Below are 11,638 nucleotides of genomic sequence, written 5' to 3'. Positions count from 1 at the left end.
GACCACCACGAAATTTAAGTCAGGCTGCCCTAACTTCGTGCAGGCTACCCTATATTCGATTCACCGAGAACTCCTACCCAGATCGGCGATTTGACTGATGAGTACGGCATTCCTGCCTGACCGCGACAAGGGCTTGTCCCGTGACCTGGCTGTCGGTTTCGTTCCGTTCCCGGCCGAGCGCGCCGAGGAGTACCGCCGCGCGGGCTACTGGACGGGACGGCGACTGGACTCGATCCTGTCCGAGGCCGCCGCGGCGAGGCCTGACAAGCCGGCGATCGTCGACGCGCAGAGCTCGTACACGTTCGCCGAACTCGATGCGCTCGCCGACCGGGTTGCCGCCGGATTCGTCGACCTCGGCATTGCTGCCGGCGACCGGGTGCTCTTGCAGCTGCCGAATTCGTGCCAGTTCGCTATCGCGTTCTTCGGCCTGCTGCGCGCCGGTGCCGTACCGGTGATGTGCCTGCCCGGGCACCGCACCGCCGAGCTGGGGCACTTCGCCCAGATCAGCGATGCCGTCGCACTGATCGTGCCGGACAAGGCGGCGGGGTTCGACTATCGGGAGATGGCCACGCAGCTGGTCGCCGGGCATCCGGCGCTGCGCCACGTGATCGTCGACGGGGAGGCCGGCCCGTATGTGCCGTGGTCATCGATCGTCGGGTTCTCCGGCACTCTGGCCGAGCCACCGCCGGTGAATACATCGCTGCCCGCGTTGCTGTTGGTGTCGGGCGGCACCACCGGGCTTCCGAAGCTGATCGCCCGAACCCACGACGACTACGTCTACACCTCGGTGGCGTGTGCGCAGGCGTGCGAGATGACCGACCGCGACGCGTACCTCGTCGCACTGCCCGCCGGGCACAACTTCCCGCTCGGGTGCCCCGGCATGCTCGGCTCGATGACCGTCGGCGCGACCACCGTGTTCACCGCAGACCCGAGCCCAGAGAACGCGTTCGCGCTGATCGACAAGTACCGGATCACCGTGACCGGTCTCGTCAACGCTCTGGCAAAGCTGTGGGCCCAGGCGTGCGAATGGGAGCCGGTACTGCCGACGTCGTTGCGGTTCGTTCAGGTCGGCGGCTCACGGATGAGCCCCGAGGACGCGCGGTTCATCCTGGAGCGGCTGACGCCGGGGATGTCGCAGATCTTCGGGATGGCCGAGGGCATGCTGAACTTCACCCGGCCCGGCGACCCCGAGGACGTGGTGGTGCACACGCAGGGCCGGCCGATGTCGCCGCACGACGAGATGCGCGTCGTGGACGAGAACGGCGACGAAGTGGCACCGGGCGAGGAGGGCGAGCTACTGGTGCGGGGCCCCTACACGCTCAACGGCTACTACCGCGACGACGAGGCGAACGCGCGGTCGTTCTCCCCCGACGGCTTCTACCGCAGCGGGGACCGGGTGCGCATCTTCGCCGACGGTCCGCGCGCGGGATACGTGGAGGTGGTCGGCCGGATCAAGGACGTGATCCACCGCGGTGGCGAGACGGTGTCGGCGACCGACCTCGAGGATCACCTGCACACCCACCCGGCGATCTACGCGGCCGCCGCAGTCGCACTTCCGGATGAGTACCTGGGCGAGAAGATCTGTGCCGCAGTGGTTTTCCGAGGAAAGCCGATCTCACTGGCCGAGTTGAACGCGTTCCTCGACGATCGGGGCGCGTCCACACACGCGCGCCCCGACGTGCTGGCGCCGCTTCCGTCGCTGCCGACGACCGCGGTGGGCAAGGTCGACAAGAAGGCGTTGGTCGCGCGGCTGAGCTCGCCTCAATAGCGACTTTCACGCCGGGATTTGTCGGTGGTCGCACGTATGTTCGAAGCATGTCGAGGGCGGAGTTGCAGGACGCGGTCAGCGCGCTGCGCGCCGCCTTTGACACCGTCGCAGCCTGTGATCTGGACCTGCTGACCCGCGATGAACTCGTCGAGGTGATGGACGAGCTCGAAGCCCTGGGGTGTCAGCAGCCGGGGATCGGTCATCGATTGTTGGCGCGGCTGCAGACCGAAACCACCGCCCGGGAGATGGGCGCGAAGTCCTGGAAAGACGTGCTGCGGATCCGGTGGCGCATCTCCGCAAGTGAGGCCAACCGGCGCCTGACCGAGGCTGCGGTGTTGGCGCCGCGGCCCTCGGTGAGCGGGCCGGTGCTGCCGCCGCTGCTTCCCGCGACGGCGGTTGCTCAGTCGAGGGGGTTGATCAATCCCGAGCATGTGGAGGTCATCCGCAAAGTGGTCGACAAGCTGCCCTCTTGGGTGGATGCGGTGACCCGCGAGCAGTTCGAGGTCGACCTGGTGCGCACCGCGGTCGGGGTCGGGCCGAAGGAGGTGAAGGACGCCGCCGAACTGACCCTGTTTCTGTTGGATCAGGACGGCCCCGAACCCGATGACACCGAACGCGCCCGCCGCCGCGGTGTCTCGCTCGGTAACCAAGGCCTCGATGCGATGAGCGCGATCACCGGACACCTCACCCCCGAAGCCCGCGCAGTCTGGGAAGCGATCTTCGCCAAATACGCCGCCCCAGGCATGTGCAACCCCGCCGACCCACAACCCTGCACCAGCGGCACGCCGTCGCAGGCGCAGATCGACGGCGACGATCGCAGCCTGGCCCAGCGCCAACATGATGCGCTGATCGCCGTCGGGCGCATCGCGTTGATGAGCGGCGAACTCGGCCAACTCAACGGGCTGCCGGTGTCGATCATCATCCGCACCACACTGCAAGACCTGGAATCGCGTGCCGGGGTCGGCACCACCGGCGGCGGCACCAGAATGCCCATCAAAGACGTCATCCGCATGGCCGGACACGCCAACCACTACCTCGCGGTGTTCGACAAGGCCACCGGGTCGGCGCTGGATCTGTTCCGCACCAAACGCATCGCCACCCCAGAACAACGCATCATGTTGATCGCCCGCGACGGCGGCTGCACCAAGCCATGCTGCCCCGTCGGCGCCTACGGCACCCAGGTCCACCACGTCGTCAACGACTGGGCCCGCGGCGGTCTGACCAACGTCGACGACCTCGGCCTGGCCTGCCCGGCCGACAACCGCAGCGTCAACAACGACGACCCCACCGCCTGGACCACCCAGATGAACACCCGTGGCGAGGTCGAATGGATCCCACCCGAACACCTCGACACCGGCCAAACCCGCGTCAACACCCACCACCGCCCCGAACGGCTACTACACCCACCCGAGGAACCCGAAAACGGCAGTGCGGCCGCCGAACCCGACGACGGCGAGCCAATCCGTGACGCCGAGCCCGATACCGTGCAACCGCCCGACACCCCCGGCGAACCCGGCGGCCCCGCACCACCCGAAGACCACGCGGCTTAACCGCCGCCGGACCCACCGAGCACCTGGACGCCGACTCCGGCGAGGTACGAACGCCCGGAATCGCCGACTTTCCCCCGCCGCGAGGACGGCACGAATCGAGAGAAAGTGGCTGCCCGCCTCTTACGGGTCGGCGCCTCCTTCAATGCCCCCGCACACCTTCTCATCGACCTCATCGACGAGGACGGATTCCGCGCAGTCGGGACACTTTTCACAGAGGGAGGGGCCGGCGCAGCGAGGGCTACACCCCTGTGGGCGGCGCGTCGTATCGACCACGGTTCTTGTTCGTCACCATCCACGTGACCCCGAGAATGACGTCGATGAGTGCCCAGAGGAAAAGAATGAATGCCAAACCGATCATCGTTCCGATCGCCGCACTGGTGACGCAGGCGTCGGAATATTCGCTATCGGTACACGCATGTGCTCCCGAATTGGCTGCAGCGATCACCCAGACAAGAAACAAGACCTGAACGATCACAATTACCCAGGTCAGTGGACGCCACGACCGCATAATGCCCCTTGTCCTGCGACTCGGCACGGTATTGCTGCCCCAAAGTACCTCCGGTCGCGAGCCAAAGCGATCACCACGACTATCCCTCCGCACCGATGCCGGCAAGCGGCCCGCCCGAGCGCCGGCAGCGTCAGACCTCCGCGGCCTCGCTCGTATCCGCACCCCGTGGCACGAGCAGCTCGATGATGCGTTCCGACACCGCGGCGGCAGTCGGGTGCTCCCACAACAGGGTCGGCGGCAATGTCAGCCCGGTCCGCTTCTCCAGTGTGCGCCGCAGCGCGACCGTCATGATTGAATCGACCCCGGTTTCCACCAGCGGCATCCGCGGGTCGACATCCGACGCGGCCAAACCCAGTTCTGCCGCGACGGCTTCGATCACCTGCGCGGATACCCACTCGTCGAGGTCACCGTCACCGGGAACCACCGGTCCCCCGCCGGTGTCCTCTGGTTCGGCGGTCGGCGCCACCTCGGACAGCATCGGCACCGCCGTAGCCTCCGGAAGCACCGGCAACACAACGATATTGGCCTCGTCCCCGCGCAACGCGACGTCCAACGCCCGCATCGCGTCGTCCGCACCGACCGTCCCCATACCGAGAGCTTCGAGTTGGGCGGCTACGAAGCCGGACGTCGACCCCATTCCGAGCCCCCGCCACGCCGTCCACGCGATGCTGACCGTCCGGTCACCGAGCTTGCGGCGGTGCCTGGCAGCCGCATCGAGAAACGCGTTCGCGCAGGCATACGCTCCCTGACCCGGGAAACCGGCCAGGTATCCGCACGACGAGAACAACACCATCCAGTCCAGTTGCCCCGGCGGGAAGAGTTCGTGCAGCGTCATCATGCCCGCGACCTTCGGCCGCATCGCCGCGTGCAGATCCTCGGTGGACGTATCCAGTAGCAGTGCACCGGCTTCCACACCCGCGGCGTGGACCACGCCGCGCACCGCGGGCAGGTCCCGCAGCACCGCCCTGAGACGCTCGCCGGCGTCAGGGGCGCCGATATCGATCGCCGCGACCGAGACGCTCACGCCGCGCTCCTCCAACGCCGACACCACGGCGACGGCCTCGTTGTCGACGGCGTCGGGCCACGCTTGGCGGTGCGGTATCCCCGAGCGCGACAACAGCACCAGCCGGCGAGCCCCCAGATCGGCCAACCGCTGCGCGATCCGCAGGCCGAGCGCACCGGTACCGCCGGTGACCACGTACGTGCCGCCGGGCGTGCACGACACCGGCGCGCCCGCCGCGGCCTGCGCCGGTGCGAGGCGCGCCGCCATGGCCTCCCCGCCGCGCACCACCACCACGCCATGACCGTGCAGTGACGCCAGCACCCCTGCGGGCAGCGGGCCGTCGTCGAGATCGAGCACGCCGCCCCACAGTTGCGGATGCTCAGACGCCGCGACGCGCGCCATTCCCCACAGCGGTGCGTGCGCCAGGCCCGCACCCTCGTGGACGCCTCGGGTCAACACCCACAAACGCGCGTCGGATTTGTTGCCGTGCAACGTCTTCAAGCTCTGCAGCACCATCTCCGCACATGTCTGCGGCTCGACGTCCGCGGGCGGCACCAGAAGTACGACGGTCCCGGAGCCCAGCGGACCCGGAATCTCGCCGACGCTCGAGTACACCGAGCTCGGCACCCCGGCCGCCGCGAGATCGCCGACCACCGCCGCCCCGTCACCGACGACGGCAACCTCGGCCGGGCGGGCGTCCGCAGCGAACGGGGCTGCGCGCCAAGACACCTGGTGCAGCATTCGCGCGAGGTCGGTGCCCTCGGGGCTCTCCAACTCCTCGAACGTCATCGCCGTGATCGCCGCCCGCACCACGCCGGACTCGTCGGCGATCGACACATCGGTCGACGTGCCACCCCGGCGCCGCACATGCAGCAGGGCCACCGCCGGCGGATCACCCCAGACGTGCACACGGTCGATCCGTGCGGGCATCCTCAGCCGCGGCGCGCCGTCGAAGATCGTCGACGCCGCCGAGGTCGCCGCGTCGAGCAGGCCGGCCCACGTCTGCGGCACCGAGCCGTCCGGCTCCGCCGAGACCCGCAGCAGCAGTTCGCCGTTGCCGCGGCGGATGTCCAGCACCCGCCATCCGAAACCCATCGCGGCGACCCCGACACCTGCCAGCGTGTCCACGACATGATCGGCGGGCAGCTGTTCGGGACAGCGGGCGCAGATGTGCGCGTCCAGCTCGCCCGCGAAGTCCTCGTCGGGGGCGATGACGGCGCTGCTGTGGGTGAGCCACCCGTTCTCGGCGATGTCGGTGTCGGTCAGCTGCGAGGAGATCCGCAGCGAGCGCTCCTGCCGCACGACCTGGATGTCGCGGGCCCGGCCCGGCGGCACCGGCGTACGCAGCCGCACGTCCGCCACGCCGGCGCCGGCGGCAGTCAGGAAGGTATTGAGAAGCACTGCGGCAGGAACGATCTCGGTTCCCTGCACCGGATGGTCACCCGGATACGGGCGGTTGTCCATGTCCAGCCGGGTCTGCCAGACCCGCGCGGGCACCTCACCAGTGACGTCGACGACGCCGCCGAGCAGCGTGTTCGCCGCGGGGTCGTGCAGCGCACGCGAACCCGGCGGCGGTGTCGGGGTGCGCCAGTACCGGCGGTGCTGCCACGGCGTGCCGGGCAGCTCGGTCGCCCAGCGTGTGGTCGGCGAAAACCCGTGTGCGACGGGCGCACCGTGGCAGTACAGCGCGGCCACCGCAGCGCCGACCGAGCGGCGCTCCGGCTGATCCCGCCGCAGCACCGGCACCACCGCGTGCTCGGTGATGCCCAGTCCGAGCAGCGTCTCGACGATCGAGTGCGCCACCACCGGATGTGCGGACACCTCCAGGAACAACCGGTGCCCGTCGTCGGCGGCGGCCTGCACCGCCTCGGCGAAGCGCACCCGCTCGCGCAGGTTCGCCGCCCAGTAGTCGGGGCCCCGCGATGCCGTGGACCGCGGATCCTCCAGCGCCGTGGTGTACAGCGGTACCCGGGCCGCACCCGGTGTCGGCAGTTGCGCAACGAGGCCGGCCAGGTCTGCGGTCAGCCCGTCCATCGCCGGGCTGTGGAACGCGACGTCGGTGTTCACCCGTCGCACCGTCATCCCGTCCGCGGTCCAGGCGGCGACGATCTCGTCGACCGCGGCGACCGTGCCCGAGACCACCGTCGACTCGGTCGACGCACTGATCGCCGCGACGATGTCGGAGCGCCCGGCGAGGCGGCGCTGCGCCTCGTCGAACGGCAACCGCACCAACGCCATCGCGCCGTGGCCCATCACCGACCGGAATCCTCGGGCACGGAAGCACGCGACCGACGCCCCGTGCGCGAGGTCGAAAACGCCTGCGACGACGCATGCGGCGACCTCGCCGACCGAATGCCCGATCACCGCGGCGGGCGACACCCCGCGCTCCGTCAGCACCGCGGCCAGACCGACCTGCATCGCGAACGTCAGCGCCTGCACCTGATCGGTGCCACCGAGTTGTTCGGAGGTCAGCGCCTCCCGTGCGGTGAACCCGAGCTCGCGGGCGAACACAACGTCGACCTCGTCGATGGTCGCCGCGAACGCCGGTTCGGTCATCAACAACTCCCGGCCCATGCCGGCCCAATGTGAGCCGTGACCCGAGAACACCCACACCGCACCGTGTTCGGCGGCGGGAAGCACAGTGCCGGTGACGACGCGCGGGTCACGGCGATGTTCGGCCAACGCGGTGAGCGCATCCACCGCGGCTTCGTAGGCCCGCGCACCCGCCAGCCCGTCGGTGACCACGGCACCCCGCACCTGCTCGTGGCCCCGCCGCATCCACATCGTCGTCGCGACTGCCTCGACGGCGGCAGGATGTGCGCGCAGGTGATCGGCGAGCGCCTGGGCGTGGGCGGCGAGCCGAACCTCGGAGCGCGCCGAGACCGGAACGAATGATGTTGGTGCCGAAATGTTCTCGGGAACAGCCGGCAAGAGCGCCTCTTCGACCAGCACGTGGGCGATGGTGCCGCCGTAACCGTAGCTGCACACGGCCGCCCGCCGAGGCGCGGAGCCGCGGGGCCACGGTTCCGGTTCGGTCGGCACCCGCAGTCCGCAGGCCGCCCAGTCCACGGCGGTGGTCAGCGTGCGCACCCCCGCGGTCGGCGGCAGCATCTCGCGCTGCAGCGCGAGCACCGTCTTGATCAGCCCGACGACACCGGCACCACCCTCCAGGTGGCCGACGTTCGGCTTGACCGAACCCACCGCGCACGGGTCATCGATGCGGCCGTACACCGCCGACAGCGCGCCGATCTCGACGGGATCGCCTGTCGGAGTGCCGGTTCCGTGCGCTTCGAGGTAGTCGACGCTGTCCGGGGTGACACCTGCGGCGCGGCAGGCGAGCCGGAACAGGTCAGCCTGGGCGTCGCCGTTGGGCGACATGATGCCGACGGTCCTGCCGTCCTGGGCGACGGCGCCGCCGCGGATCAGCGCGAGCACCCGATCACCGTCGCGAACCGCGTCGGCGAGCCGCTTGAGCACCACGACGCCCGCGCCCTCACCGCGGCCATAGCCGTCGGCGGCGTCGTCGAAGGTTTTACACCGCCCGTCGGGGGCGGTCGCGCCGGCCACGTCGAGCACCCGCGTCAGGCCCGGGCCGATCAGCGCGCTGACCCCACCCGCGAGCGCCAGCGACGTCTCGCCGGCCCGCAGCATTTGGCACGCCTGGTGCACGGCGACCAACGAGGCGGCGCACGCCGCGTCGAGCGCGACGCTCGGGCCGCGCAGATCCAGTAGGTGCGACACCCGGTTGGCGACACCGCACAGCGACGTGCCGATGCCGGTCCAGGCTTCGATGCCGGGCAGGTCTTCCATGATCAATTTGCCGTAGTCGTCGGAGTTGACGCCCATCAGCACCGCGGTGTCGCTGCCCGCCAGCGAACGCGGCGCGATGCCGGCGTGCTCCAGCGCCTCCCACGACACCTCCAGCGCGAGCCGTTGCTGGGGGTCCATCAGTTCGGCTTCACGCGGGGACACCCCGAAGAACTCGGCGTCGAAGCCCGACAGGTCGTCGAGGAAGGTGCCCCACCGGGTGGTCTCGCGCAGCACCGCGGCATTGCGGGGGTCGCGGTGCAGGTAGGGCTCCCACCGGTCGGCCGGGACCTCGGAGACCGCGCTGCCGCCGGCGAGCAGGAACGAGAAGAACTCGTCGGGGGTGGTGATGTCCCCCGCGAGCCGGCAGCCGATGCCGACGACCGCGATCGGCTCCACCGCCGGTGTGACGTTCAGCGCCACGTCGACACTGCCGGCGACGATATGTGGATAGCCTTCCCTAACCCTAGCTTCGCCATGGCGAACATCCTGGCACAGCGACTTTGCTCGCGGTGCACTACCCGGGTTTCACCTGGGCGGCTGGGCTCCGGTGTCCTCCGGATCGACCTCGACCGCGTACGAGGTGATGGCACTGATCTGTTCGCCGTCGAACTCGTAGATCGCGCAACTGGCGACCGCCGTCACCCCGTCCGGGCGCACGTAGCGCACCACCGTGTCGACCGCGACCACGTCGGCACCCGCGGCCACCACCCGCCGATCGAAGCGCACCTCGGCGCCTTCGAGACTCTCCAGGGTGTCCCGGCAGGTGTCGCGCACGGCCTGAGCGCCTTCGAGCACCATGCCGCCGACGATCGTCCACTTCACATCCCTGGCGAGATGGCCGAGCGCGTCCTCGAAGCGGTGCTCGGAGAACGCCAGGGCGACGGCGCCGGGATCGAAGGCCATGGGCACGACCGTAGCGCCCCGGCACAGCGGCACGGTATGACTAGACATATGAATCTGTCGGGTGTCGGTCTGTGGAGTTCGCAACTGCGATACGGAAATCCGGAGGAGGCAGCCGAAGCCGCCGCCGAACTCGACGGGCTCGGTTTCGCCGCGCTGTGGATCCCCGACGTCGGCGGGCCGGTGCTCGACGCGGTGGAGAACCTGCTGTCGGCGACGCAGCGCACCGTCATCGCCACCGGCATCCTGAACCTGTGGATGAACGACCCCGCCGAGGTCGCGTCCCGCTACGCGACGCTGACCGACAAGCACGGCGAGCGGTTCCTGCTCGGCATCGGCTGCAGTCACGCGCCGCTGATCGACTCCAAGGAGCCCGGCCTCTACCGCAAGCCGCTGGCGGCGACCGAGAAGTTCCTCGATGAGATCGACGCGTCCCCACAGCCGGTACCCGTGGGCAACCGGGTTCTCGCCGCGCTCGGCCCGAAGATGCTGCGCCTGTCGGCGACCAAGGCCGGCGGCGCGCATCCGTACCTGACCACGCCGACCCACACCGCCCAGGCCCGCGAGGTGCTCGGGCACGGACCGCTGCTGCTGCCCGAGCAGACGGTGCTGCTCACCGACGACCGCGACAAGGCCCGCGAGATCGGAACGGATTGGCTGCGCTCCTATCTCGCGCTGCCGAACTATGCGAACAACCTGTTGCGGCTCGGGTTCACCGAGGAGGACCTGTCCTCGGTCAGCGACCGGTTGTTCGACGCGCTGATCGCTTGGGGCGACGAGGATGCCGTCAAGAGCCGGGTGCAAGAGCACCTCGACGCCGGCGCCAGCCATGTCTGCGTGCAGGTCCTGACCGCCGATCCGCGCGAGTTCCCGCGCGAGCAGTGGCGCCGGCTGGCCTCAGCGCTGCTCTGATCGGCGCTGCCCTGATCAGCTCAGCAGATCCCGCACCACCGCGTCGGCGAGCAGCCGGCCGCGGTCGGTGAGCACGAACCGGCCCGCCGCCTCGTGCAGCAGGCCGTCGGCGACCGCGGCCCGCGCGCGTTGACGTTCCTGATCGGTCAGCTCCGAGGCGGCCAGCCCGGTGCGCAGCCGCACCGCGAGCATCACGTCCTCGACATGGGCGGTGTCGGCGTCGATGTCCTCGAAGTCGGCGACCGGTAGCGCGCCGGATTCCAGCGCTGCGGCATAAGCGTTGGGGTGCTTGACATTCCACCATCGAGTGGAGCCTGCGAAGCCGTGCGCGCCCGGACCCACGCCCCACCACTGGCCACCGTTCCAGTAGCCGATGTTGTGCCGGCACTCCCCCCCGGGCCGGCTCCAGTTCGACACCTCGTACCAGTCGAATCCGGCAGCGGTCAGGCGGCGGTCGAGCAGTTCGTAGCGGCGCGCGTGCACGTCGTCGTCGGGCGCGGGGATATCGCCGCGCCGGACGCGCCGGGCCAGGGCCGTGCCGTCCTCGACGATCAGCGCGTAACCGGAGATGTGGTCGACGTCGGCGTCGATCGCGGCGTCGGCCGAGCGCAGCAGGTCGTCGTCGGACTCCCCCGGCGTGCCGTAGATCAGATCCAGGTTGACGTGGTCGAAGCCTTCCGCGCGGGCCTCCCGGGCGGCCTGCAGCGCCCGCCCCGGGGAATGCACCCGGTCGAGTGCGGCCAGCACGTGCGGCGCGGTGGACTGCATGCCCAGCGAGATGCGGGTGTAGCCGGCGGTGCGCAGCGCCGTGAAGAACGGCGCCGAGGTGGACTCCGGGTTCGATTCGGTGGTGATCTCCGCCCCGGACGCCAGGGTGAAGTTGTCCCGGATCGCGGTGAGCAGCTCGCCGAGGCGGTCGGCACCCAGCAGCGACGGGGTGCCACCGCCGACGAACACGGTCTGCACGGGCGGCGCGGCGCCGAGGTGGGCGGCGGCCAGCCGCAGCTCGGTGCGCACCGCCGCGAGCCAGCCGTCCGGGTTGGCTCCGCCGAGTTCGGCCGGGGTGTAGGTGTTGAAATCGCAGTACCCGCAGCGCACCGCGCAGAACGGCACGTGGATGTAGATGCCGAAGGCACGGCCCGGACGGGCCGTCATCGGGGGCAGCTGAGGTCGCTGCGCGACATCCG

At 69.9% G+C, this 11,638-nt stretch carries 7 protein-coding genes; 3 read left to right on the top strand and 4 right to left on the bottom strand.

The features are described 5' to 3' along the window. Nucleotides 1-97 precede the first annotated feature (97 nt). Together BST38_RS19945 and BST38_RS19940 are read left to right on the top strand one after the other, a co-directional pair. On the top strand, nt 98-1,768 hold the full coding sequence (locus tag BST38_RS19945; protein WP_083145207.1) for a (2,3-dihydroxybenzoyl)adenylate synthase: 1,671 nt from the start codon (nt 98-100) through the stop codon (nt 1,766-1,768). A 47-nt stretch (nt 1,769-1,815) separates the two neighbouring features. Further along, nucleotides 1,816-3,318: an HNH endonuclease signature motif containing protein gene (locus BST38_RS19940; protein WP_083145206.1), complete on the top strand. Its 1,503-nt coding sequence runs from the start codon at nt 1,816-1,818 to the stop codon at nt 3,316-3,318. Nucleotides 3,319-3,556: 238 nt separating this feature from the next. Here BST38_RS19940 and BST38_RS19935 read toward each other — a convergent pair whose 3' ends face one another. The 3 genes from BST38_RS19935 to BST38_RS19925 all read right to left on the bottom strand — a co-directional run bounded on the left by BST38_RS19935 (nt 3,557) and on the right by BST38_RS19925 (nt 9,542). Beyond that, the gene (locus BST38_RS19935) at nt 3,557-3,793 is read right to left on the bottom strand and encodes a hypothetical protein (RefSeq protein WP_083145205.1); all 237 of its coding nucleotides are present in this window, start codon (nt 3,791-3,793) and stop codon (nt 3,557-3,559) included. A 163-nt stretch (nt 3,794-3,956) separates the two neighbouring features. After that, nucleotides 3,957-9,059, bottom strand: coding sequence for a type I polyketide synthase (locus BST38_RS19930; RefSeq protein WP_083145204.1), 5,103 nt, complete (start codon nt 9,057-9,059; stop codon nt 3,957-3,959). Nucleotides 9,060-9,164: 105 nt separating this feature from the next. After that, complete coding sequence (locus BST38_RS19925; RefSeq protein WP_083145203.1) at nt 9,165-9,542, bottom strand: nuclear transport factor 2 family protein; 378 nt, start codon at nt 9,540-9,542, stop codon at nt 9,165-9,167. A 48-nt stretch (nt 9,543-9,590) separates the two neighbouring features. Here BST38_RS19925 and BST38_RS19920 point away from each other — a divergent pair, with 48 nt between their 5' ends. Beyond that, nucleotides 9,591-10,451 carry an LLM class F420-dependent oxidoreductase gene (locus BST38_RS19920; RefSeq protein WP_083145202.1) on the top strand — a complete coding sequence of 287 codons (861 nt, stop codon included), beginning with the start codon at nt 9,591-9,593 and terminating at the stop codon, nt 10,449-10,451. Nucleotides 10,452-10,466: 15 nt separating this feature from the next. Here the strand turns inward: BST38_RS19920 and hemW are convergent, their stop codons facing one another. Next, nucleotides 10,467-11,606 carry a radical SAM family heme chaperone HemW gene (gene hemW / locus BST38_RS19915; protein ID WP_083145201.1) on the bottom strand — a complete coding sequence of 380 codons (1,140 nt, stop codon included), beginning with the start codon at nt 11,604-11,606 and terminating at the stop codon, nt 10,467-10,469. Nucleotides 11,607-11,638 lie beyond the last annotated feature (32 nt).

Origin of the sequence: Mycolicibacterium parafortuitum (assembly GCF_002086815.1) — a bacterium.
GTDB classification, from domain to species: Bacteria; Actinomycetota; Actinomycetes; order Mycobacteriales; family Mycobacteriaceae; genus Mycobacterium; species Mycobacterium parafortuitum.
Note: the sequence above shows the minus strand (reverse complement) of the source record. Positions and strands in the feature narration are given on the sequence as shown.